Source organism: Bacillus sp. NMCN1 (assembly GCF_002998085.1).
Taxonomy (GTDB): Bacteria; Bacillota; Bacilli; order Bacillales; family Bacillaceae; genus Bacillus.
The window spans coordinates 560,648-583,567 of sequence record NZ_PVQL01000001.1; the positions used below are offsets into that span (position 1 = coordinate 560,648).

At 44.0% G+C, this 22,920-nt stretch carries 22 protein-coding genes, 1 riboswitch and 1 other annotated feature (1 of these 24 running past the window's edge); all 22 genes read left to right on the forward strand.

What is annotated here, in order from left to right; translation table 11 throughout:
• Window positions 1–48: a binding site (T-box leader), on the forward strand (it extends 191 nt beyond the left edge of the window).
• A 59-nt stretch (window positions 49–107) separates the two neighbouring features.
• The 22 genes from ileS (at window position 108) to C6W21_RS03120 (ending at window position 22,916) form a co-directional block, all read left to right on the forward strand.
• Complete coding sequence (gene ileS, locus C6W21_RS03015) at window positions 108–2,873, forward strand: isoleucine--tRNA ligase (protein ID WP_106049260.1); 2,766 nt, start codon at window positions 108–110, stop codon at window positions 2,871–2,873.
• A 160-nt stretch (window positions 2,874–3,033) separates the two neighbouring features.
• On the forward strand, window positions 3,034–3,408 hold the full coding sequence (locus C6W21_RS03020) for a TraR/DksA family transcriptional regulator (RefSeq protein ID WP_106049261.1): 375 nt from the start codon (window positions 3,034–3,036) through the stop codon (window positions 3,406–3,408).
• Window positions 3,409–3,502: 94 nt separating this feature from the next.
• Window positions 3,503–3,970, forward strand: a complete 468-nt coding sequence (lspA, locus tag C6W21_RS03025) for a signal peptidase II (protein WP_012009890.1) — start codon at window positions 3,503–3,505, stop codon at window positions 3,968–3,970.
• Window positions 3,967–4,881, forward strand: a complete 915-nt coding sequence (locus tag C6W21_RS03030; RefSeq protein ID WP_106049262.1) for an RluA family pseudouridine synthase — start codon at window positions 3,967–3,969, stop codon at window positions 4,879–4,881. Before lspA ends, C6W21_RS03030 begins: the two co-directional genes overlap by 4 nt.
• 170 nt (window positions 4,882–5,051) lie before the next feature.
• Window positions 5,052–5,594: a bifunctional pyr operon transcriptional regulator/uracil phosphoribosyltransferase PyrR gene (pyrR, locus tag C6W21_RS03035; protein WP_012009892.1), complete on the forward strand. Its 543-nt coding sequence runs from the start codon at window positions 5,052–5,054 to the stop codon at window positions 5,592–5,594.
• A gap of 154 nt (window positions 5,595–5,748) precedes the next feature.
• Window positions 5,749–7,077 carry a solute carrier family 23 protein gene (locus tag C6W21_RS03040; protein WP_106049263.1) on the forward strand — a complete coding sequence of 443 codons (1,329 nt, stop codon included), beginning with the start codon at window positions 5,749–5,751 and terminating at the stop codon, window positions 7,075–7,077.
• A 130-nt stretch (window positions 7,078–7,207) separates the two neighbouring features.
• Window positions 7,208–8,131, forward strand: coding sequence for an aspartate carbamoyltransferase catalytic subunit (locus C6W21_RS03045; protein ID WP_106049264.1), 924 nt, complete (start codon window positions 7,208–7,210; stop codon window positions 8,129–8,131).
• The gene (locus tag C6W21_RS03050) at window positions 8,115–9,401 is read left to right on the forward strand and encodes a dihydroorotase (protein ID WP_106049265.1); all 1,287 of its coding nucleotides are present in this window, start codon (window positions 8,115–8,117) and stop codon (window positions 9,399–9,401) included. The genes C6W21_RS03045 and C6W21_RS03050 overlap by 17 nt, the downstream gene beginning before the upstream one ends.
• A complete protein-coding gene (locus C6W21_RS03055; protein WP_106049266.1) occupies window positions 9,398–10,492 on the forward strand; it encodes a carbamoyl phosphate synthase small subunit in 1,095 nt (364 codons plus the stop codon). The genes C6W21_RS03050 and C6W21_RS03055 overlap by 4 nt, the downstream gene beginning before the upstream one ends.
• Window positions 10,477–13,692 (forward strand): carbamoyl-phosphate synthase (glutamine-hydrolyzing) large subunit, encoded by a 3,216-nt coding sequence (gene carB, locus C6W21_RS03060; protein ID WP_106049267.1) that lies wholly within the window; start codon window positions 10,477–10,479, stop codon window positions 13,690–13,692. The genes C6W21_RS03055 and carB overlap by 16 nt, the downstream gene beginning before the upstream one ends.
• Entirely contained in the window at window positions 13,689–14,465 is a 777-nt protein-coding gene (locus tag C6W21_RS03065; RefSeq protein ID WP_106049268.1) for a dihydroorotate dehydrogenase electron transfer subunit, read from the forward strand. The genes carB and C6W21_RS03065 overlap by 4 nt, the downstream gene beginning before the upstream one ends.
• Window positions 14,459–15,391, forward strand: a complete 933-nt coding sequence (locus C6W21_RS03070; protein WP_106049269.1) for a dihydroorotate dehydrogenase — start codon at window positions 14,459–14,461, stop codon at window positions 15,389–15,391. Before C6W21_RS03065 ends, C6W21_RS03070 begins: the two co-directional genes overlap by 7 nt.
• Window positions 15,363–16,067, forward strand: coding sequence for an orotidine-5'-phosphate decarboxylase (gene pyrF, locus C6W21_RS03075; protein WP_106049270.1), 705 nt, complete (start codon window positions 15,363–15,365; stop codon window positions 16,065–16,067). Before C6W21_RS03070 ends, pyrF begins: the two co-directional genes overlap by 29 nt.
• 7 nt (window positions 16,068–16,074) lie before the next feature.
• A complete protein-coding gene (pyrE, locus tag C6W21_RS03080; RefSeq protein ID WP_106049271.1) occupies window positions 16,075–16,713 on the forward strand; it encodes an orotate phosphoribosyltransferase in 639 nt (212 codons plus the stop codon).
• Window positions 16,714–16,852: 139 nt separating this feature from the next.
• Window positions 16,853–16,955, forward strand: a riboswitch (SAM riboswitch).
• A gap of 154 nt (window positions 16,956–17,109) precedes the next feature.
• Complete coding sequence (locus C6W21_RS19335; protein WP_262982818.1) at window positions 17,110–17,169, forward strand: DUF2292 domain-containing protein; 60 nt, start codon at window positions 17,110–17,112, stop codon at window positions 17,167–17,169.
• A gap of 36 nt (window positions 17,170–17,205) precedes the next feature.
• Entirely contained in the window at window positions 17,206–17,907 is a 702-nt protein-coding gene (locus C6W21_RS03090; protein WP_106049272.1) for a phosphoadenylyl-sulfate reductase, read from the forward strand.
• A 13-nt stretch (window positions 17,908–17,920) separates the two neighbouring features.
• Window positions 17,921–18,985, forward strand: a complete 1,065-nt coding sequence (gene cysP / locus C6W21_RS03095) for a sulfate permease (protein ID WP_106049273.1) — start codon at window positions 17,921–17,923, stop codon at window positions 18,983–18,985.
• A 57-nt stretch (window positions 18,986–19,042) separates the two neighbouring features.
• Window positions 19,043–20,179, forward strand: coding sequence for a sulfate adenylyltransferase (gene sat, locus C6W21_RS03100; protein ID WP_066030930.1), 1,137 nt, complete (start codon window positions 19,043–19,045; stop codon window positions 20,177–20,179).
• A 14-nt stretch (window positions 20,180–20,193) separates the two neighbouring features.
• Window positions 20,194–20,787, forward strand: a complete 594-nt coding sequence (gene cysC / locus C6W21_RS03105) for an adenylyl-sulfate kinase (RefSeq protein WP_034662471.1) — start codon at window positions 20,194–20,196, stop codon at window positions 20,785–20,787.
• Between the two features lie 29 nt (window positions 20,788–20,816).
• Window positions 20,817–21,572: a uroporphyrinogen-III C-methyltransferase gene (gene cobA, locus C6W21_RS03110; RefSeq protein ID WP_106049274.1), complete on the forward strand. Its 756-nt coding sequence runs from the start codon at window positions 20,817–20,819 to the stop codon at window positions 21,570–21,572.
• A gap of 74 nt (window positions 21,573–21,646) precedes the next feature.
• Window positions 21,647–22,432: a sirohydrochlorin chelatase gene (locus C6W21_RS03115; RefSeq protein WP_106049275.1), complete on the forward strand. Its 786-nt coding sequence runs from the start codon at window positions 21,647–21,649 to the stop codon at window positions 22,430–22,432.
• Window positions 22,413–22,916 (forward strand): precorrin-2 dehydrogenase/sirohydrochlorin ferrochelatase family protein, encoded by a 504-nt coding sequence (locus tag C6W21_RS03120; RefSeq protein ID WP_106049276.1) that lies wholly within the window; start codon window positions 22,413–22,415, stop codon window positions 22,914–22,916. Before C6W21_RS03115 ends, C6W21_RS03120 begins: the two co-directional genes overlap by 20 nt.
• Window positions 22,917–22,920 lie beyond the last annotated feature (4 nt).

Sequence of the window (22,920 nt, forward strand, 5' to 3'; positions counted from 1 at the left end):
GCTTGTCTAAAAGGGTGGTACCGCGAGACAAGCCTTCTCGTCCCTTATGGGATGAGAGGGCTTTTTCTATTGTTTTTTAATCAGAATTTGCATATGGAGGAATGGGTATGAACTACAAAGACACCTTATTAATGCCGAAAACAGAATTCCCAATGAGAGGGAACTTGCCGAACAAAGAGCCTGAAATCCAAGAGGAGTGGGCAGAAAAAGACATTTATCGAATGGTTTTAGAGCGTACAAAAGGACGCCCGACCTTTATTTTGCATGATGGACCTCCATATGCGAATGGTGACATTCATATGGGGCACGCACTCAATAAAATCCTAAAAGATTTTATTGTCCGTTTTAAATCAATGAATGGGTTCCACGCACCGTACGTACCGGGCTGGGATACACACGGCTTACCAATTGAAACGGCTCTTACTAAAAATAAAAAAGTCAAACGTAAAGAAATGTCGACAGCTGAATTCCGCAAACTATGTGAAGAGTATGCTTGGAAGCAAATCGATGGTCAGCGCAATCAGTTTAAGCGATTAGGCGTAAGAGCAGACTGGGACAATCCGTATGTGACCTTAAAGCCTGAGTACGAAGCGCAGCAAATTCTTGTCTTTGGTGAAATGGCGAAGAGAGGCTATATTTACAAAGGACTAAAGCCTGTTAACTGGTCTCCTTCAAGTGAGTCAGCTCTTGCTGAAGCGGAAATTGAATATAAAGACAAACGTTCACCATCCATTTACGTTTCATTTAAAGTGAAAGATGGCAAAGGCGTACTTGAAAACGGCGAACAATTCATCATCTGGACAACAACACCTTGGACACTTCCTGCAAACCTTGGGATTTGTGTTCATCCAAACCTAGAGTACAGCGTTCTTCAAGTGGGTGCTCAGCGATATGTTGTCGCATCTGAGCTAGTTGAACAAGTGGCAAAAACGCTTGGCTTTGAAGAGTATGAAGTCGTGAAAACATTAAAAGGAAAAGAATTAGATACCATCGTTGCAGAGCATCCGATCTACGGTAGAGACTCTCTTGTCATGCTTGGTGACCACGTGACAACGGATGCAGGAACAGGCTGTGTTCACACAGCACCAGGTCACGGGGAAGATGACTTTAATGTCAGTATGAAATACGGTCTTGATGTGCTATGTCCAGTAGATGAAAAAGGTGTCATGACAGAAGAAGCGCCTGGTTTTGAAGGATTATTCTACGAGGATGCCAATAAAGCGATCACAGAACAGCTTGAAGCAAAAGGCGCACTGAAAAAGCTCGACTTTATCACGCACTCCTATCCGCATGACTGGAGAACGAAAAAACCAACCATTTATCGTGCGACAGCTCAGTGGTTTGCATCGATTAAAGACTTTAGAGAAGCGCTATTAGACAATATTAAAGAAACGAAATGGGTGCCAGCATGGGGCGAGACACGCCTGTTCAATATGGTGCGTGACAGAGGTGACTGGTGCATTTCAAGACAGCGTGTATGGGGCGTTCCAATTCCGGTCTTTTATGCCGAAAATGGTGAGCCGATCATCACAGATGAAACGATTCAGCATGTCTCTCAATTATTTAGAGAACATGGCTCGAATATTTGGTTTGAAAAAGAAGCGAAAGAGCTCTTGCCAGAAGGCTTTACACATCCAGACAGCCCGAACGGTGAATTCACAAAAGAGCAGGACATCATGGATGTATGGTTTGATTCTGGTTCTTCTCACCAAGCCGTTTTAGAAGAAAGAGAGGACCTTGTCCGTCCGGCAGACCTTTATCTTGAAGGCTCCGACCAATATCGTGGATGGTTCAACTCATCTTTATCTACTTCTGTAGCTATCACAGGAAAAGCACCTTACAAAGGAGTGGTTAGCCATGGAATGACTTTGGATAAAGAAGGACGTAAAATGAGTAAATCCTTAGGAAATACCATTGAACCTGCCAAAGTAGCTAAACAACTAGGTGCTGAAATTCTTAGACTTTGGGTATCTTCTGTCAACTATCAAGCCGATCACCCGGTGTCTGATGATATCTTAAAACAAGTAGCAGAGGTCTATCGTAAAATCCGTAACACGTTCCGATTCCTGCATGGAAACCTATTTGACTTTAACCCAGCTGTCAATGCGGTGCCGGTAGAAGAGCTTCGCGAAGTGGATCAATATATCTTGATCAAATTAAACAAATTGATTGATAAAGTGAAAAAGGCCTATGATGATTACGAATTTGCGGTTGTCTATCATGCGATTCACAATTTCTGTACGATTGAGCTCAGCTCTTTCTATCTCGATTTTGCAAAGGATGTCGTGTACATTGAGCATGCAGATCATCCAGACCGCCGCAGCATGCAAACGGTCTTCTACGAAACATTAATGGCATTAGTGAAGCTGACTGCACCAATTCTTCCTCATACAGCAGATGAATTATGGAGCCACTTAAGCTTTGTTGAAGAGCCAAGTGTTCAGTTAACAGATATGCCAGAAGGTATGGCTGTTCCTCAAGCAGAAGCGACAGAAGCGAAGTTTGACCGCTTTATGGAAGTGCGTGACGATGTGCTAAAAGCGCTCGAAATTGCGCGTAATGAAAAAGTCATCGGACGTTCACTTGAAGCAAATGTAACCCTTTATGCGACAGAAGAAGTGAAAAACCTTCTTGCATCCATTAAAGAAGATGTGAAGCAGCTCTTTATCATCTCTGAATTAACGGTAGAAGATGAGCAAAATGCTGATACACCAGCGTCTGAATACACGTCAGGACGGATTGTGGTTCAAAAAGCAGAAGGAGAACTGTGCGAACGTTCCCGCATTATTTCAAAAGATGTTGGGGCAAATCCAAAATATCCAACATTGTCACTGAAAAATGCTGAAATTGTGGAAAAATATTACCAGAATTAACAGTGTGAGATCACCAACTAGCGCCCCGCCATATGCGGGGTGTTTTCTTTTTTGCGAAAATGACAGCGTTTAGAACGAAAGGAAAAATCTTATGGCTTTAAAGTGAGCAGCCCGGGCAACAATATGATTATCACGACAGGGCAGGAGTTGAAACAGCGACATGAATGGCGATCTAGAAACGATTTACACGGAACTCCTTCAAATGAAAGAAGAGCTTCAAGCTAAACTGTTTGAATACGCATCATTTCGTTCATCCGCTGAGCATGTCTCAATGAACGAGGTCCAAACGGCCACGCTTCTTTATCACATCAAAGAAGAACTTCAAGATGTGTCTCTCGCTATTGCAAAAATGGAGCAAGGAACCTATGGTATATGTGAGGCAACAGGTGATATCATTCCGCTTGAACAAATGAGTATTCTTCCTACCGCCCGCACGGTTGACGACTTTTTATATCATAAGCAATACGAGAAAAAAGCATTCACTCCTTATCCTCATGAATCAGATGATTCTCATTTTGAAGCCTTCCATATGTAGGGAGGTTTTTGTCTGTCAACTAAAGTTTCTTTACTCCTCCCTGTTTTCTTGATAAAATGCTTAAAGATCAAAGTATGAAAGTGGAGGAACGTGTGTGTTCTATTACATAATCGCATTCGTAATGATTTGTTTAGATCAATTAACAAAATGGCTCATTGTCAAAAATATGATGCTCGGAGATTCTTATCCCGTGATTGATGGCTTCTTTTATATCACCTCACACCGAAATTCAGGCGCGGCATGGGGAATTCTTCAAGGACAAATGTGGTTTTTCTATGTGATCACACTCGTTGTTATTGCGGGAATTGTTTATTATTTGCAAAAGCATGGACAAAAGGACAAGCTGCTTGGAGTTGCGCTGGCCTTAATGCTTGGCGGAGCGATTGGGAACTTTATCGACCGCGTTTTCCGTCAGGAAGTGGTAGATTTTGCTCATTTCGTCTTTGGGAATTATCACTACCCAATCTTTAATATTGCAGATTCTTCTCTATGTGTAGGGGTTATTCTGCTCTTCATTCAAATGCTGTTAGATGGAAAGAAAACGAAGGAGTCAACTACATGAATCAAGTAAATATTGCCGTTTCAGAAGAACAAACAAGTGAACGGCTTGATAAATTTCTAAGCACGACAGAACCAGAATGGTCAAGAACCCAGGTCCAGCAGTGGGTAAAAGATGGGCTGATCGAAGTAAATGGGAAGCAAGTGAAAGCCAATTACAAAGTACAAGCTGGAGATCAGATTAAAGTCGAGATTCCAGAACCAGAAGCACTAGATGTAGAAGTGGAAGCAATGGATCTTGATATTTATTATGAAGATGCAGATGTGCTAGTCGTGAATAAACCACGAGGAATGGTCGTTCATCCAGCGCCAGGTCATGTGTCAGGAACACTAGTAAATGGTCTAATGGCCCATTGCACAGATTTATCAGGGATTAATGGAGTGATGCGTCCTGGTATTGTCCACCGAATTGATAAAGATACATCTGGGCTGTTAATGGTCGCAAAAAACGATATGGCGCATGAATCACTCGTCAATCAACTTGTGGCTAAGACTGTCACAAGAAAATATACAGCCGTTGTTCATGGCATTATCCAGCATGATACAGGTACAATTGATGCCCCAATTGGCAGAGACAAAAAAGACCGCCAAAGCATGACAGTAACAAAAGAAAGTTCAAAACAGGCCGTCACTCACTTTGATGTGATTGAACGCTTTGAGGATTTCACGGTGGTGGAGTGCCGACTTGAAACAGGAAGAACACACCAGATTCGTGTTCATATGAAATATATCGGCTATCCGCTTGCAGGAGATCCGAAATATGGACCGAGAAAGACAGTCGATTTCAATGGTCAGCTGCTGCATGCAGGTGTTTTAGGATTTGATCATCCAAGAACTGGCGAATATATCGAATTCACAGCACCAGTTCCTGCCGATATGCAAGCTTTTATCGATTCATTAAGAAATAACGATTGACAGGCCGTTCTTTTTTTGAAATAATGAACGAAGAAATGAAGATTCTTTAAAACAGTCCAGAGAGGCTGAGAAGGATAACGGATCAATTTGTGCACGAGTATGCATAAATGAACGCCCCTCTCTGCCCTTTGCAGAAGGGGCTTTTTATTTGTCAAAAAGAGGTGTAAAAGATGGAACAAAAAGCAGTCATTCTTGATGAACAAGCGATCAGACGAGCGCTGACCCGAATTGCACATGAAATGATTGAGCGCAACAAAGGGATGAAAGATGTCATCCTTGCGGGGATCAAGACAAGAGGCATTCATCTTGCAAAGCGCCTTGCAGAGCGCATCGAGCAAATTGAAGGAAATCCAGTCATAGTGGGTGAACTTGATATTACGCTATACCGTGATGACCTGACAAAAAAGACAGACAACCAAGACCCGCTTGTGAAGGGTGCAGACATACCAGCTGACATTAATGACAAAACACTAATCGTCGTTGATGATGTCCTATTTACAGGCAGAACCGTCAGAGCGGCCATGGATGCCCTAGTGGATGTAGGAAGACCATCTTCCATTCAGCTTGCTGTTCTCGTCGACCGGGGACACCGAGAGCTGCCGATTCGAGCGGATTATATCGGGAAAAACATTCCGACATCAAAAGCAGAGACAGTGATGGTTCAACTGAATGAAGTAGATCAAAACGACCTTGTCGCTATATATGAAAAATAACCTTTTTAAATGCATTCCAGAGAGTTTGCAAAGAGGGCAATAACAGAGACACTGAGCACGGTTAACATGACGTGTACGGTTTTTCTAGGCCTCTTTGCGCATACTCGCAAAGAGGCTTTTTTAATGAAGAAGGACACATCTAGGAGGAAAAATCATGAGTCAGCAAAAAGCCAATTTAGGCATTCGAGATATCCCAAAACCATTTACATGGCTGTCACTTAGCCTTCAGCATTTGTTTGCCATGTTTGGTGCGACCATTCTAGTACCAAAAATCATCGATATGAGTCCAGCCGTCGCGCTCATCTCAAGTGGTGTTGGAACCATTGTTTACTTAATCATCACAAGAGGCCAAATTCCGGCGTATCTTGGATCGTCTTTTGCCTTTATCGCCCCCATACTGAATGTCAAAGCAACAGGCGGCCCTGGAGCCGCAATGGTTGGTGCCTTCATGGCGGGTGTCGCGTATGCACTCATTGCACTATTTATTAAATGGCTCGGCACAGGCTGGCTGATGAAGCTTCTGCCGCCAGTCGTCGTAGGACCAGTCATTATGGTCATCGGGCTCGGACTCGCTGGAACAGCTGTTAACATGGCGATGTATGTTGATCCGAATGCAACCGAGCTTGTATACAGCCTTAAGCACTTAACGGTCGCGGGTTTCACACTGGCTGTCACGATTATCAGCATGATTTTCCTAAGAGGTTTCCTAAGCTTAATTCCAGTATTAATCGGCATTATCAGCGGCTATCTCTTTGCCTTAACACAAGGCATTGTGAACTTTCAGCCGGTCATTGATGCAAAATGGTTTGCTGTACCAGACTTCGTCGTACCATTTGCCAATTACACACCTGCTGTGACTTTAAGCATTCTCACAGTGATGGTGCCGGTTGCCTTTGTGACAATGTCTGAGCACATCGGCCACCAAGTGGTGTTAAGTAAAGTTGTAGGGCAAGATTTTATTAAAAAACCTGGTCTTCACCGCTCCATTTTAGGAGACAGTGCAGCGACGATTTTCGCTTCACTCATTGGCGGACCCCCAACAACAACTTATGGAGAGAACATTGGCGTCCTTGCTATCACAAGAGTGTTCAGTATCTTCGTCATCGGCGGAGCAGCAGTATTTGCGATCTGCTTCGGCTTTGTCGGAAAAATTTCAGCATTAATCAGTACAGTGCCGTCCGCAGTCATGGGAGGCGTTTCGTTCCTGCTCTTTGGGATCATTGCCTCAAGCGGTCTGAGAATCCTGATTGATCATAAAGTGAATTTTGAAGAAAAGCGTAATCTGATTATTGCATCAGTCATCTTAGTCATTGGAATTGGCGGGGCATTCATTGAGGTGAAACAAATCAATCTCACACTATCTGGAATGGCACTTGCTGCCATTACGGGCGTCCTGTTAAACCTGATCCTGCCGCAGCAAAAAGCGGAGGATGACGAGTCAAATGAATCGAATACAGAAAACCTTTTAAAAGAAGTCCAGTGAGGCTGACAAGGGTTCTAAAATGAGCAGAATGCACGAAAGTGCCGCTGCTTCTTTTGGAGAACCCTAAGCTGCCGAGGCTTAGGGTTTTTTTGAACCTGAAAGTGATGAAAAACTAGAGGGGGAAGAAAAAATGAATGATCTATCGACAATGAGCAGCTTGTCTAAAGAAGAGATTTTAAAGCTGATTGAAGAAGCAACAGCTCTCAAAAAGGGGAAGCAAGAACTTGGCTTAGCGGGAGAATTTGTAGCAAACCTCTTCTTTGAACCAAGCACAAGAACACGATTTAGCTTCGAAGTAGCCGAAAAAAAACTGGGGATGAATGTACTGAGCTTAGATGCAGCAAGCACCTCCGTTCAAAAGGGCGAAACACTTTACGATACGGTAAAAACGCTCGAATCCATCGGCGTGAAAGCATGTGTGATCAGAGACAGCACCGATGAATATTACAATGAGCTGATCGGGAAGGTTGGGATTCCCATCATCAATGCTGGAGATGGCTGCGGGCAGCACCCGACCCAATCACTGCTTGACCTAATGACCATCTATGAAGAGTTTGGCGGCTTTGAGGGCTTAACGATTTCGATTCATGGAGACATCAAACATAGCAGGGTGGCAAGGTCGAATGCTGAGGTTCTTTCAAGGCTGGGAGCAACCGTCCTTTTTTCAGGGCCGGCTTCCTTCCAAGATGAGCAAAACCCTCACGGAACGTATGTCCAAGTAGACGAAGCCATTAGACAATCTGATGTGGTGATGCTACTCAGAATTCAGCATGAACGACATGCTGAAAAAATGGGCAGTGAAGATTACTTATCGACTTATGGATTAACAGTAGACAGGGCAAACAACATGAAAGAACGAGCGATTATTATGCATCCAGCACCAGTGAACAGAGGTGTTGAAATAGATGATTCATTAGTAGAATCCAAGCAGTCAAGGATTTTTAAACAAATGGAAAATGGCGTTTATATCCGAATGGCCGTATTAAAAAGAGCTTTTCAAAATAGCAGACTACATCAAAAAGGGAGAGATTCTGTCTATGTCATATCTCATTAAAAACGGTTTTATCTTAACAAGCACAGGCGAAAAAGTGCAGCAGGATATTAGGGTAGAAGGAGAAGTGATTCAAGCGATTGGTCACTTAGAAAGAGCAGACGGAGAAGAGGTCATTGATGCTAAAGGGCTATTTGTGTCACCAGGCTTGATTGATCTGCATGTACATTTAAGAGAGCCAGGCGGAGAGAAAAAGGAAACGATTGAAACAGGCTCTAAAGCAGCCGCAAGAGGCGGATATACGACGATTGCAGCTATGCCGAATACACGCCCAGTTCCGGATACAAAAGAGCAAATGGAATGGCTCATGAATCGAATCGAAGAGACCTCTTCTGTCAGAGTGCTGCCATACGCCTCTATCACAACTAGACAAGTTGGGGAAGAGATGACGAACTTTGCAGCACTAAAAGAAGCAGGCGCCTTCGCCTTCACAGATGACGGAGTCGGCATCCAAACAGCAGGCATGATGTACGAAGCCATGAAAAAGGCAGCAAGTCTTGATCAAGCGATTGTGGCACACTGTGAAGATAACTCGCTCATTTACGGCGGATGCGTTCATGAAGGAGAATTTTCAAAAGCAAATGAATTAAACGGTATACCGTCCATTTGTGAATCGGTGCATATTGCAAGAGATGTCCTTTTAGCAGAAGCAGCGAACTGCCATTATCATGTATGCCATATCAGTACGAAAGAATCTGTGCGCGTCGTTCGTGATGCAAAAAAAGCAGGCATCCGTGTGACGGCTGAGGTGTCACCGCATCACCTGCTGTTATGTGATGCGGACATCCCTGGACTTGATACAAACTATAAAATGAACCCGCCGCTCAGAGGAAAAGAGGATCGCGAGGCGCTGATCGAAGGACTATTAGATGGAACGATTGATTTCATCGCAACAGACCATGCGCCGCATACAGAAGAAGAAAAAAGCGAAACGATGCAGCGCGCACCTTTTGGAATTGTCGGGCTTGAAACAGCGTTCCCGCTTCTGTATACACGATTTGTCAAAACAGGCGAATGGACATTAAAAGAACTCGTTGATTATATGACGATCAAGCCAGCAGAAGCCTTCTCCCTTCCATATGGAAAGCTGGAAGAAGGACAAACAGCTGATATCACACTCATTGATCTAAACAAAGAAATGGCAATCGATAAAAAAAGCTTCTTATCTAAAGGACAAAATACACCGTTTGACAAATTGACTGTATCAGGATGGCCGGTCATGACACTTGCATCTGGGAAAGTCGTGTATGAAGAGGGGAGACTAGTAAAATGAAGAGACGCTTAGTGCTAGAAAACGGAACAGTATTCGAAGGAACAGGCTTTGGCAGCTTAGAATCGTCAGTCGGAGAAGTCGTCTTTAATACAGGGATGACAGGCTATCAAGAAATTTTATCTGATCCATCATACTGCGGACAAATTGTCACACTCACTTATCCGCTCATCGGCAACTATGGCATTAACCGTGATGATTTTGAATCGATCACACCGTTTGTAAAAGGGCTGATTGTGAAGGAGCTTTGTGAAAAGCCCTCAAACTGGCGCTCTTCATACTCACTAGATGAATACTTAAAAATGAAAAATATTCCAGGCCTTAGCGGAATCGATACACGGAAGCTGACGAGAATGATTCGAAGTGCAGGGACTTTAAGAGGGGCGTTTGCAGGACCGGATGAACAAGTGGAAGACGTGGTGCGCCGCCTACAAACAATGCAGCTGCCGACTGATCAAGTGAGTCAAGTATCTGTGAAAAATGCGTATCCAAGCCCAGGAAGAGGAAAAAGAATTGTCCTTGTCGATTTCGGCATGAAGCACGGCATTTTGCGCGAGCTCAATAAACGTGACTGTGATGTCATCGTGGTGCCGTACAATATCACGGCAGATGAAGTACTGCAGTTAAAACCTGATGGGATCATGCTTTCAAACGGCCCTGGAGACCCTGTTGATGTACAGGAAGCAGTCGAGATGATTCAGCAATTGATTGGAAAGGTTCCGCTCTTTGGCATTTGCCTTGGACATCAATTATTCGCTCTTGCATGCGGCGCAAGTACTGAAAAAATGAAATTCGGTCACAGAGGCTCGAATCACCCAGTGAAAGAACTAGCAACCGGCAAGGTCACACTGACATCTCAAAACCACGGCTACACAGTCAGTGCGATTAACGAGGACGTGCTCGAAGTCACACATATCGCCCTAAACGACAATACGATTGAAGGCTTAAAACATAAAGAAGCACCAGCATTCACTGTCCAGTACCACCCAGAAGCATCACCAGGTCCAGAAGATGCGAACTACTTATTCGACCAGTTCATGGACATGATTCATACAACTGAGAAAGAAGGGGAAGAAGTATGCCAAAACGCTTAGACATCAAAAAGATTTTAGTCATCGGATCAGGTCCAATCATCATCGGTCAGGCAGCGGAATTTGACTATGCAGGCACACAGGCTTGCTTAGCACTGAAAGAAGAGGGCTATGAAGTTGTTCTTGTGAATTCAAATCCGGCGACCATCATGACAGATACAGAAATGGCCGATAAGGTATACATCGAACCACTGACACCAGAATTCTTAACACGAATCATTCGAAAAGAACGTCCTGATGCGATTTTGCCAACACTTGGCGGACAAACTGGACTTAACCTTGCTGTTGAATTATCAGACCTTGGCGTATTAGCTGAATGCGGTGTTGAAGTATTAGGAACAAAGCTGTCAGCTATTCAAAAAGCAGAAGACAGAGATCTATTCCGTAATCTGATGAATGAACTAAATGAGCCTGTACCAGAAAGTGAAATCATCCATAACCTTGAAGAAGCGATGGCGTTTACGAATCAAATCGGTTTCCCAGTCATTGTGAGACCAGCTTATACATTAGGCGGAACAGGCGGCGGAATTTGTACAAACGAGCAAGAGCTGAAGGAAATCGTCGAAAACGGTCTGAAGCTGAGCCCAGTTACACAATGCTTACTTGAAAAAAGCATTGCAGGCTTTAAAGAAATTGAATATGAAGTCATGCGTGATAGCGGTGACCATGCGATCGTTGTTTGTAACATGGAAAACTTTGATCCTGTCGGTATCCACACAGGTGACAGTATCGTTGTGGCGCCAAGCCAAACGTTAAGTGACCGTGAATATCAGCTGCTTCGTAATGTGTCGCTCAAACTGATCCGGGCACTTGGCATTGAAGGCGGCTGTAACGTACAGCTGGCGATTGACCCAGACAGCTTTCAATACTATATCATCGAAGTAAACCCGCGCGTGAGTCGTTCTTCTGCACTTGCGTCGAAAGCAACTGGTTATCCAATTGCCAAACTTGCAGCGAAAATTGCTGTCGGCTTAACGCTTGATGAAATGATGAATCCAGTCACAGGTAAAACCTATGCTGCCTTCGAGCCGGCACTTGACTATATTGTGTCTAAAATCCCGCGCTGGCCATTTGATAAATTCGAATCTGCCAACAGACGTCTTGGAACGCAAATGAAAGCAACGGGTGAAGTCATGGCGATCGGCCGTACATTAGAAGAGTCTCTTCTAAAGGCTGTCCGTTCACTTGAAGCTGATGTACACCACATTGAATTAAAAGATGAAGCAGATATCACAAACGAAGTGCTTGAAAAGCGGATTATCAAGGCGGGAGACGAACGATTATTCTATATCGCCGAGGCACTTAGAAGAGGCTATACGGTTGAACAAATACATGAATTCTCAAAAATTGATTACTTCTTCCTTCATAAGCTGGAAGGCATCATCGCATTTGAAAAGACTTTAAAAGAAAACAAAGGCAATACAGACGTATTAAAAGAAGCGAAAGATAAAGGCTTCTCAGACATCTATATTAGCCGCGAGTGGAATATGGATGAAGCGGATGTCTATAAGCTAAGACAAGAAGCAGGCATCGTACCTGTTTACAAAATGGTAGATACTTGTGCGGCTGAATTTGAATCAGAGACGCCATATTTCTACAGCACATATGAAGATGAAAATGAATCAGAACGTACAGACAAGAAAAGCGTCATCGTATTAGGCTCAGGTCCTATCAGAATCGGTCAAGGAGTAGAATTTGATTATGCGACCGTTCATTCTGTGTGGGCAATTAAACAAGCAGGCTATGAAGCAATCATTATTAACAACAACCCTGAAACAGTCTCAACAGACTTTAGTATTTCAGATAAGCTCTACTTTGAACCACTCACTGTAGAAGATGTGATGCACATCATCGATCTTGAGCAGCCTGAAGGAGTCGTTGTTCAGTTTGGCGGACAAACGGCGATCAACCTAGCAGATGAATTATCAAATAGAGGGGTGAAGATTCTCGGCACTTCTCTTGAAGACCTAGACCGAGCCGAAAACCGGGACAAGTTTGAACAAACATTAGAAGCACTCGGCGTGCCGCAGCCTAAAGGAAAAACAGCTACGTCTGTGCCTGAAGCTGTAGCGATTGCAAATCAGATCGGCTACCCAGTCCTTGTCCGTCCTTCCTATGTATTAGGCGGTCGTGCGATGGAAATTGTTTATCAAGAAGCCGAGCTTCTGCACTACATGGAGAATGCAGTGAAAGTAAATCCGCAGCACCCAGTGTTAATTGACAAATACTTGACAGGAAAAGAAATCGAAGTAGATGCCGTGTCTGATGGGGAAACTGTCGTGATCCCAGGCATTATGGAACATATTGAAAGAGCCGGGGTTCACTCTGGTGACTCGATTGCTGTTTACCCGCCGCAAACATTGTCTGAGGCGATCAAAGCGAAGATCGCAGAATACACGATCAAGCTCGCAAAAGGACTCAACATTATTGGGCTGCTAAACATTCAATTTGTTCTCTCAAAAGGTGAGGTTTACGTACTTGAAGTGAACCCGCGTTCAAGCCGGACAGTTCCTTTCTTAAGTAAAATCACGGGCATCCCGATGGCAAACCTGGCGACAAAAGTCATTTTAGGAGAAAAACTCAAAAACTATGGCTACGAAGAAGGACTTCACACAGAGCAAGAAGGGGTGTACGTCAAAGTTCCAGTCTTCTCTTTTGCAAAACTAAGAAGAGTCGATATTACACTCGGACCTGAAATGAAATCTACAGGTGAAGTCATGGGGAAAGATATCACAATTGAAAAAGCCCTCTACAAAGGATTAATTGCATCAGGCATTCAAATTCCTAAAGACGGGACAGTTCTTCTAACAGTTGCTGATAAGGATAAAGAAGAAGGGCTTGAGATTGCGAGAAGATTCCATTCAATCGGCTACCATATTTTAGCGACAGAAGGAACGGCGAATTACTTAAAACAAGCCTCCATCCCATCAAGTGTTGTCGGCAAAATAGGAGAAGAAGGCAAAAACCTTCTCGATGTCATTCGAAACGGGGAAGCCCAATTTGTCATCAACACTCTGACAAAAGGAAAACAACCGGCAAGAGACGGCTTTAGAATCAGACGTGAAGCTGTTGAAAATGGCGTAGCTTGCTTAACATCGCTAGATACAGCAGAAGCCATTTTAAGAGTACTAGAAAGCATGACATTTAGAGCGGACGAAATGCCAGAAGTGAAAACGAATGCTGAGGTGACAGTAACGATATGAAAAAAGCATACTTGACGGTCGTCTCAAACCGAGAGATCGCTGATCATATTTACGAAATGACATTAAAAGGTGACCTTGTGGACTCCTTTCAAACGGCTGGACAATTTCTTCATATCAAGGTCAGCGAGTCCATGATACCGCTGCTGAGAAGACCGATCAGTATTGCCAATATTCATGCCGAGAAACAAGAAGCAACCATCATCTACCGCGCAGAGGGAGAGGGCACAAAGCTCCTTTCCCAAAAGCGGGATGGGGAATCCATCGATGTATTAGGACCGCTTGGCAACGGGTACGATCCTTCAGTTGTTCAGCCAGGTCAGACAGCCTTACTAGTTGGCGGTGGGATTGGTGTACCGCCGCTATATGAGCTGTCCAAGCGTTTAACGAAAAAAGGCGTCATCGTCAAGCATGTCCTTGGCTTTCAATCGAAAAAGGATGTATTTTACGAGGAGAAATTCCAAGCACTCGGAGATACATTTATCGCAACAGTTGATGGAACATATGGCGCAAAGGGCTTCGTGACAGGTGTCATTGAAGAGAATGGTTTGAGCTTTGATGTCATGCTTTCCTGCGGACCGACACCTATGTTAAAAGCACTAAAAGACTCTTATCCCGATAAGCCTGTCTACATTTCAATGGAAGAACGAATGGGCTGCGGAATTGGTGCTTGCTTTGCATGTGTCTGTCATACCGACCAGCACGAAAAATCTTACGTCAAAGTCTGTCTGGACGGACCTGTATTTAAAGCAGAGGAGGTGGCATTGTCATGCTAAACGTTGAGTTACCCGGCTTATCTTTAAAGAATCCGATTATCCCTGCATCAGGCTGCTTTGGATTCGGGAGAGAATTTGCTTCATTATATGACTTATCAGTGCTTGGCGGTATCATGATCAAAGCCACAACCCTCGAACCAAGATTTGGAAATCCGACACCAAGGGTAGCGGAGACAGGTGCCGGTATGCTCAATGCAATCGGTCTACAAAATCCTGGCCTAAAAGGCGTGCTGGAAAATGAATTGCCTTGGCTTGAGCAGTTTGATACGCCTATCATTGCAAACGTCGCTGGCTCACAGGTCGCTGATTATGTCGAAGTAGCGAAGCAGATCAGCCAAGCAAAAAATGTCCATGCCCTTGAACTGAATATTTCGTGTCCGAATGTCAAAACAGGCGGAATTGCCTTTGGTACAGATCCTCAAATGGCAGCAGCATTAACAAAAGCGGTGAAGGACGTCTCTTCTGTTCCTGTCTATGTCAAGCTGTCACCAAACGTAGCCAATATTGTAGAGATTGCTCAATCAATTGAATCTGCTGGAGCGGATGGACTCACGATGATTAACACGTTAATCGGTATGCGTTTAAATTTAAAAACGGGGAAACCGATTCTTGCCAATAAAACAGGCGGATTATCAGGCCCGGCTGTCAAACCTGTCGCTGTGCGTATGGTACATGAGGTCAGTCAAGCAGTTTCTATCCCGATTATCGGAATGGGCGGGGTGCAAAATGCTGAAGATGTACTTGAATTTTTACTAGCAGGTGCGAGTGCAGTAGCTGTTGGCACAGCCAATTTTGTAAACCCATTTATTTGTCCAGAGATCATTGAAGAACTGCCAAATGTATTAGCAGCATATGGCTATTCATCTGTAGAGGAATGTATCGGAAGGAGCTGGAAACATGAAGCACTTGCCCATCATCGCGCTTGATTTTCCATCAGGGCAGGAGGCGCTCGCCTTTTTAGAACCCTTTGAAGGGACACCATTATTTGTGAAGGTCGGCATGGAACTGTTTTACCAAGAAGGACCTGCCATCCTTGACGCACTCAAAGAAAAAAACTGCCGCATTTTCCTTGATCTCAAATTACATGACATTCCAACAACGGTGCAAAAAGCAATGAACCGGCTTGCCGCACTTGGCGTTGATTTGGTCAATGTGCATGCTGCTGGCGGGAAACATATGATGCAAGCTGCGTTAGAAGGACTTGAAAGCGGAACGCCTGCTGGACAAAAACGTCCAGGCATTATTGCAGTGACTCAGCTGACGAGTACGTCAGAAAACATGATGAGGAGCGAATTACTCATAGACCGTCCGCTGCAAGAGACTGTCATCCGGTACGGTCAACTGGCATATGAAAGTGGACTAGACGGTGTTGTTTGCTCTGTGCATGAATCCAAAGCCCTTCATGAGCACATCTCACCTGACTTTCTCACTGTCACGCCGGGGATTCGCTTACTAAATGATCAAACCGATGATCAAAAGCGTGTGGCGACGCCTGCTTATGCAAAAGAGCAAGGAGTTTCACAAATTGTTGTCGGAAGGTCAATCACGAAAGCTGAAAAACCATTGGAAGCCTATCATCAAATTTTAAAAGAGTGGGAGTGACTGCCAGATGAAAACAAAAATCGCTAAACACCTATTACAAATCAAAGCGGTCTCATTGAAACCAGACGAACCGTTTACATGGGCAAGCGGTATCAAATCACCGATCTATTGTGACAACCGTCTCACCTTGTCCTATCCAGAAGTCAGACACGACATTGCTGAAGGACTTAAAGAGTTGATTCTCACTCATTTTGAAGGAGTGGAGGTTGTTGCTGGTACTGCAACAGCAGGCATCCCGCATGCGGCATTAGCGGCAGACCGTCTGAACGTCCCGATGTGTTATGTGAGAAGTAAGCCAAAAGCACATGGAAAAGGGAATCAAATTGAAGGCGCCGTATCAAAAGGTCAAAAGGTGGTCGTCGTAGAAGACCTGATTTCAACAGGAGGCAGTGTGCTTGAAGTGGTCGCTGCTCTTCAAGAAGCGGGCTGTGACGTACTAGGCGTTGCCGCGATCTTCACATACGGACTGCCAAAAGCTGCGGCAGCATTTCAAGAGAAAAACATTCCATATGTCACCCTAACAGACTATGACACACTGACAGACGTGGCACTTGAGCTGAAAGCGATCGAGCCTTCGGCGATGAATAAACTAAAACGCTGGAGACAAGATCCTTCCTCTGAATCTTGGATGGAAGAAACCGTCTAAAAAGCTGTGCGTACCCGCACAGCTTTTTTATTTGGTTAAAAATAGTAAAATAGACTCAAATTTAATTAAAAACTAATCCTATCAATAAAGTCGGGTTGACTTTTGTTTGAATTGTGTTAATATTTAAGACAAATTAAAACACTTATCCAGAGAGGTGGAGGGACCGGCCCGATGAAGCCCGGCAACCTGCGATTTGCAAGGTGCTACTTCCTGCAAAATGATTCTATTTTGAAAGATAAGGAAATGAGCTTCCTCATCTTTCTTTCAGACTGAAAGGAAGTTTTTTTATTTTAACGGTGAGGAGAAAGACGAGATGGAAGTGAAGAAAAATCAGGATGGCTTATTGAAGCATATGCAGAAACTGATTGGGGATATGAATTTGGTTCAGTTACGCTGATTGTTCAGGACGGTCAAGTGATTCAAGTGGAAGAAAACAGAAAAATTCGGTTGATGTAGTGCGTAGAGTAGTGATACTCCGGAAGGGGAGAAACAATGTTAACTTATGAAAATTGGCAAGAGCCGTCCATTACATTTCAGGAAGATGATTTGTATAAAGGGGCCTTATCTGTGCTGAAATGGGCATACGGTCATTATGGTGATCAGCTCGTTTATGCATGCAGTTTTGGTATTGAAGGCATCGTCCTCATTGATCTTATTGCGAAAGTAAAAAAGGATGCAACAATCGTCTTTTTAGATACAGGTCTGCATTTTAAGGAAACGTACGACACAATTGATGCGGTAAAGGAAAGGTACCCAGGTTTAGATATTGTGCTGAAAACCCCTGAGCTGACGGTTGAGGAGCAAAACGATCAGCATGGTGATCAGCTATGGAAAACGGACCCTCAAAGCTGCTGCCATATGCGTAAGGTCATTCCTTTGCAAGAAGCGCTATCTGGCTATCCGGCATGGCTTTCTGGCTTAAGAAGAGAGCAGTCACCCAAGCGAGCAGGGACGAACTTTTTAAATAAGGATGAAAAATTCAAATCAGTGAAAGTATGTCCGCTTATCCACTGGACGTGGAAGGACATATGGAGATATGCATCTAGAGAGGAACTTACTTATAATCCGCTGCATGATCAGGGATATCCAAGTATCGGTTGTGCCCCGTGTACACAGCCAGCATTTACTGCCGAGGATCTGCGATCTGGCAGATGGTCCGGCACAGCTAAGACTGAGTGCGGATTACATGAGTAAGGGAGCATAATGTATGGAAATCGCCGCAATTTTATTTAGTTTATTTTTCGCTTTAAATATTGGCGCGAGTGGTGCAGCTGCTTCGATGGGCATCGCGTACGGGTCAGGTGCTATTCAAAAGCCTATCTATGCACTTAGCGTATGTGCAGTTGGGATTTTAGCAGGTTCAGTCATTGGCGGCGGTGAGGTCGTCAAAACGATCAGCTCTGGCATTATGCCGGAATCTGTGATCACACTAGAAATCGTTTGTATCATCATAGGCTCTGCCGCATTATCACTCTTCATTGCAAACTTATTGGCCATTCCTTTATCAACAAGTGAGGTCACAGTAGGTGCTGTCGTTGGAGTTGCGGTAGCGTATAAAGTATTGTATGTGAAATCCATTTTAGTCATTGTGTCATTTTGGGTCATCATTCCTATTGTTGCTTTTCTTTTTACATTCGTTGTAGTCAAAATCATCAGAATGTTCCCGAAACGAACCTTGTCAAAAAAAGGCACCATGATTTTATCGATCGTTTTGATCATCAGTGGATTTCTAGAAGCGTTTTCTGCTGGGATGAACAATGTCGCAAATGCTGTAGGCCCCCTTGTTGCTTCAGGCATTTTATCCGTTGGGCAAGGAACGCTTTACGGCGGACTTTTCGTTGCACTGGGTGCCCTTTTATTAGGAAGAAGAGTGCTTGAAACAAACGGAAAGAAAATCACTCGCTATCAAACGGGTGAAGGGATTTTGCTTTCGAGTACCGGTGCTGGACTTGTCATCGTCAGCTCTATTTTTGGGCTCCCAGTTCCACTTACCCAAATCACCTCCTCGTCTATCATTGGGCTTGGCATGGCAAAAGGCGGACCTAATATTTTTCATAAACATGTGGTGAAAAAAATGCTGAAAGTGTGGGTAGTGTCACCCTTTTTATCACTCAGCCTATCGTATTTGCTGGTGAGCCTTTTCTTAAAAGGAGACTATTACTCTATCTTTATCATGATGAGTGTACTGCTTGCCTCACTTGGTGCGCTAAGTCTGATGAAGGCAGTCAAAAATGAAAGCAGCTCGATTCATGAACAGGGCGGCGGGATTTAATTTTAAATCCGACTATTAACATCTACTAAATATGAACATTGAGAGGAAGATGAACAAATGAGTTTAACACCACATGGTGGCGTATTAATTAATCGAGTAAATGAAGAGTATGATCTCAGCACGGCTGCAAAGGAAATTGAACTAGATGCCATCTCTTTTGCAGACCTTGAACTCATAGCAATTGGCGGGTATAGTCCAATTGAAGGGTTTTTAACAAAAGCTGATTATGAAGCCGTTGTGAGCAGTATGCGGCTAGCAAGTGGTGTTGTTTGGTCTCTTCCTATTACACTGCCAGTGACAAAGGAAAAGGCAGCGGAGATCCATCAAGGCGATATTGTGCGTCTGTCATATAATGGAACTGTATATGGCGTGATTGAAGTAGAGGATCAATACACACCTGATAAGGAAAAAGAAGCGGTGAATGTGTATAAAACAGATGACCGCAATCATCCAGGCGTGAAAAAATTATTTGAACGCGGTGACACCTACATTGGTGGTAAAATTACATTGACGAAACGCAGCGAAAAACCATTCCCTCAATTTACGTATGAGCCAGAAGAAACAAGACGGCATTTCAAAGAAAACGGCTGGAAAACCATTGTTGGTTTCCAAACGAGAAACCCTGTTCACCGTGCCCATGAATATATTCAAAAGACAGCACTTGAAACAGTCGATGGTTTGTTTTTAAATCCACTTGTCGGTGAAACAAAATCAGACGATATTCCGGCGGACGTGAGAATGAAAAGCTATCAAGTGTTATTGAACGGGTATTATCCAAAGGATCGCGTTTTTTTAGGTGTTTTTCCTGCGGCAATGCGTTATGCTGGACCAAAGGAAGCAATCTTTCACGCGCTCGTTCGTAAAAATTACGGCTGCACTCACTTTATTGTGGGAAGAGATCATGCAGGTGTCGGTGATTATTACGGCACATACGAGGCGCAGGAGTTATTTGAACAATTTACAAGCGAAGAAATTGGCATTACCCCGTTAAAATTTGAACATAGCTTCTACTGTAATACATGTGAAGCAATGGCAACACCAAAAACATGTCCTCACGATAAAAGCGAGCATGTCATTCTTTCAGGTACAAAGGTTCGAACGATGCTGAGAAACGGTGAATTACCGCCAAGCACGTTCAGCCGAAAAGAGGTCATTGAAACATTAATCGAAGGATTAAAAACGACGGTATCTTAATGGGAGGGTATGACATGAGCAATGAACATATTGTGTGGCATGATTCATCTATTACAAAAAAAGAATATCAACAGAAAAACAATCATACGAGCGGCATTATTTGGCTCACGGGTCTGAGTGGGTCAGGTAAATCAACGATCGCAAATGCAGCGGCTAGAGAGCTGTTTGAACAAGGCTATCAAGTCACCGTTCTTGATGGCGATAATGTAAGGCATGGCCTGAATAAAGATTTAGGGTTTTCAGATGATGACAGAAAAGAGAACATCCGCCGCATCGGAGAAGTGGCGAAATTATTTGTTGAGCAAGGAACGATTGTCATCACGGCTTTTATTTCTCCATTTCAAGAAGACCGCCGCATTGTCAGACAGTTAGTTGAAGCGGGAGAATTTCACGAAGTGTTTGTGAAATGTGATCTGAACGTATGTGAAGAGCGTGATCCAAAGGGCTTATATAAAAAAGCCAGAAATGGCGAAATTCCATTCTTCACCGGAATTGATTCACCGTATGAAGAGCCAGCTGCACCTGAGCTCGTTCTAGATACAGGTGAATTATCTCGTGAAGAGTCCAAACAGCGTCTTGTTGATTATGTAAAGGGAAGAGCGAAATAATCGCCTGATGGCAGGGGGAGAAAAGCACGATGGGGAAAGTATACATTGTGGGGGCTGGACCTGGGGATCCAGACTTAATTACGTTAAAAGCCCATAAGGCAATACAGCAGGCAGATGTCATTTTATATGATCGCCTTGTCAATCAAGAAATACTCGCCCACGCCAAACCCGAGGCGGAATTAATCTATTGCGGCAAGCTGCCGAATCATCATACGATGAGACAGGAAGCCATCAATGAAGCCCTTGTGGCCCATGCAAAGGAAGGGAACGTTGTCGTTCGGCTGAAAGGCGGCGATCCCTTTGTATTCGGCCGCGGCGGTGAAGAAATCGAATGCTTAGCTGAGCACGGAATTCCATATGAAGTCGTCCCTGGAATTACCTCTGGTATTGCAGCGGCCGCTTATGCAGGCATTCCCGTGACGCACCGTGAATTCAGCTCAAATGTCGCTTTTGTCACGGGGCATTATCAAAAGGATGAACATTTTGAAGAAAAGTGGGAGGCGCTGGCTACCGTGATTGATACCCTTGTGATTTACATGGGCGTCAAAAACGTGGAAAGAGTGCAGCAGCTTCTTTTAAAAAATGGACGCGATCCTGAAACGCCAGCAGCGTTTATACACTGGGGAACCACGACGAGGCAAAAGACGACTTGTTGCACTGTAGCGACACTGTCTGAAACAGTTGAAAAAGAAGGCATCGAGCATCCAAGTTTAATTGTTGTTGGAGATGTCGTTCATTTTCACCAAAAGCTGAACTGGTTTGAACCCGCCTTAATTGAGAAATGAGAATGATAGAGAAAAGGCACGTACATTGATCGTGTCTTTTCGTCTGATCAAAAAAAGTGAGAGGGAGGAGCCACATGACACAAGCTGTACTTTATGTTGGGCATGGTAGCAGAGTAAAAGAAGCACAAGATAAAGCCATTTCTTTTATGAAAAGCTGTATGCCGTTAGTAGAAGCAGATATACAAGAAATTTGTTTTTTAGAGCTGACAGCCCCTTCTATAGAAGAAGGATTTGAAGCCTGTGTGAAAAAAGGAGCTACACACATTGCGATCGTCCCGCTCCTCCTTTTAACTGCCATTCATGCCAAATCAGATATTCCAGTTGAGATTGAGAAAGTACAAAAGCGATATCCGCAAGTGAAGGTCACATACGGAAAACCAATTGGAGTCAATCAAGAAGTGACAAAAGCGGTTGTTGCAAGAATTGAAGAGGCAGGATATCAAGGCGGGAAAGCACGGATTCTTTTAATTGGCCGCGGAAGCTCTGATCCGGATGTGAAGCGAGATGTGTTTGGCATTGCAGGCGATGTCAGGCGCCTGCTCCCTCTCGCAGAGGTCTTGCCATGTTTTATTACGGCATGTGATCCAAATTACCGAGATGTTCTTGCGCATTTACCAGCAGATGATGATACGCCTGTTTATCTCGTTCCTTACTTGTTGTTTACGGGTATTTTAATGAAAGAGATAGAAAATGAAGCGGCTCAGGCGAGAGAGAGGCTGAAAGATGTCCGGGTATGCAGGTATATTGGCTTTCATCCACATGTAAAAGCGGCTTATATTGAACGCGTGCAAGAAACCATTTTAAACAAAGACGATGCGTTTCATTTCCAAGGAGAAAGCCATGCTTCCAGTCCATCTTGATTTAACCGATCAACAAGTGCTTATCGCCGGCGGTGGACGAATAGCCGCAAGAAGGGCAGAGGCGCTATGCATAGAGCCTTGCCATATAACCGTCGTGAGTCCTGACATTTCTAAAGAGATGGCACGTCTCATTGATACATACGAACTGAATTGGAAGGAAAAGAAAGTGGACGCGGAAGATGTAGAGGATGCATTTTTCATTGTAGCTGCTACAAACGATCCATCGGTAAATGAATGGATTGCGCAAACAGCACAGCCTCACCAGCTTGTGAATTGTGTGAGCCAATCAGAGCTTGGCAATGTGATCGTGCCAAAGGTGGTCAAAGCAGGGAAAGTGACGATTTCAGTCTCTACAAGCGGTGCAAGCCCAGCCCGGACAAAACAACTGGCTGCGGAAATTGAGAAGTTGCTTGAACAAGAGGATGTAGATGCACTTGACGCTCTCTATATCGAAAGAAAAAAACGACAAAGAAAAAGCCGATAAAACC

Bases quoted from the DNA above. Each gene is read 5' to 3' on its own strand.
- ileS (WP_106049260.1), top strand. From the start codon at position 108: ATGAACTACAAAGACACCTTATTAATGCCGAAAACAGAATTCCCAATG.
- C6W21_RS03020 (WP_106049261.1), top strand. From the start codon at position 3,034: ATGAATGGCGATCTAGAAACGATTTACACGGAACTCCTTCAAATGAAA.
- C6W21_RS03030 (WP_106049262.1), top strand. From the start codon at position 3,967: ATGAATCAAGTAAATATTGCCGTTTCAGAAGAACAAACAAGTGAACGG.
- pyrR (WP_012009892.1), top strand. From the start codon at position 5,052: ATGGAACAAAAAGCAGTCATTCTTGATGAACAAGCGATCAGACGAGCG.
- C6W21_RS03040 (WP_106049263.1), top strand. From the start codon at position 5,749: ATGAGTCAGCAAAAAGCCAATTTAGGCATTCGAGATATCCCAAAACCA.
- C6W21_RS03045 (WP_106049264.1), top strand. From the start codon at position 7,208: ATGAATGATCTATCGACAATGAGCAGCTTGTCTAAAGAAGAGATTTTA.
- C6W21_RS03050 (WP_106049265.1), top strand. From the start codon at position 8,115: ATGTCATATCTCATTAAAAACGGTTTTATCTTAACAAGCACAGGCGAA.
- C6W21_RS03055 (WP_106049266.1), top strand. From the start codon at position 9,398: ATGAAGAGACGCTTAGTGCTAGAAAACGGAACAGTATTCGAAGGAACA.
- carB (WP_106049267.1), top strand. From the start codon at position 10,477: ATGCCAAAACGCTTAGACATCAAAAAGATTTTAGTCATCGGATCAGGT.
- C6W21_RS03065 (WP_106049268.1), top strand. From the start codon at position 13,689: ATGAAAAAAGCATACTTGACGGTCGTCTCAAACCGAGAGATCGCTGAT.
- C6W21_RS03070 (WP_106049269.1), top strand. From the start codon at position 14,459: ATGCTAAACGTTGAGTTACCCGGCTTATCTTTAAAGAATCCGATTATC.
- pyrF (WP_106049270.1), top strand. From the start codon at position 15,363: ATGAAGCACTTGCCCATCATCGCGCTTGATTTTCCATCAGGGCAGGAG.
- pyrE (WP_106049271.1), top strand. From the start codon at position 16,075: ATGAAAACAAAAATCGCTAAACACCTATTACAAATCAAAGCGGTCTCA.
- C6W21_RS03090 (WP_106049272.1), top strand. From the start codon at position 17,206: ATGTTAACTTATGAAAATTGGCAAGAGCCGTCCATTACATTTCAGGAA.
- cysP (WP_106049273.1), top strand. From the start codon at position 17,921: ATGGAAATCGCCGCAATTTTATTTAGTTTATTTTTCGCTTTAAATATT.
- sat (WP_066030930.1), top strand. From the start codon at position 19,043: ATGAGTTTAACACCACATGGTGGCGTATTAATTAATCGAGTAAATGAA.
- cysC (WP_034662471.1), top strand. From the start codon at position 20,194: ATGAGCAATGAACATATTGTGTGGCATGATTCATCTATTACAAAAAAA.
- cobA (WP_106049274.1), top strand. From the start codon at position 20,817: ATGGGGAAAGTATACATTGTGGGGGCTGGACCTGGGGATCCAGACTTA.
- C6W21_RS03115 (WP_106049275.1), top strand. From the start codon at position 21,647: ATGACACAAGCTGTACTTTATGTTGGGCATGGTAGCAGAGTAAAAGAA.
- C6W21_RS03120 (WP_106049276.1), top strand. From the start codon at position 22,413: ATGCTTCCAGTCCATCTTGATTTAACCGATCAACAAGTGCTTATCGCC.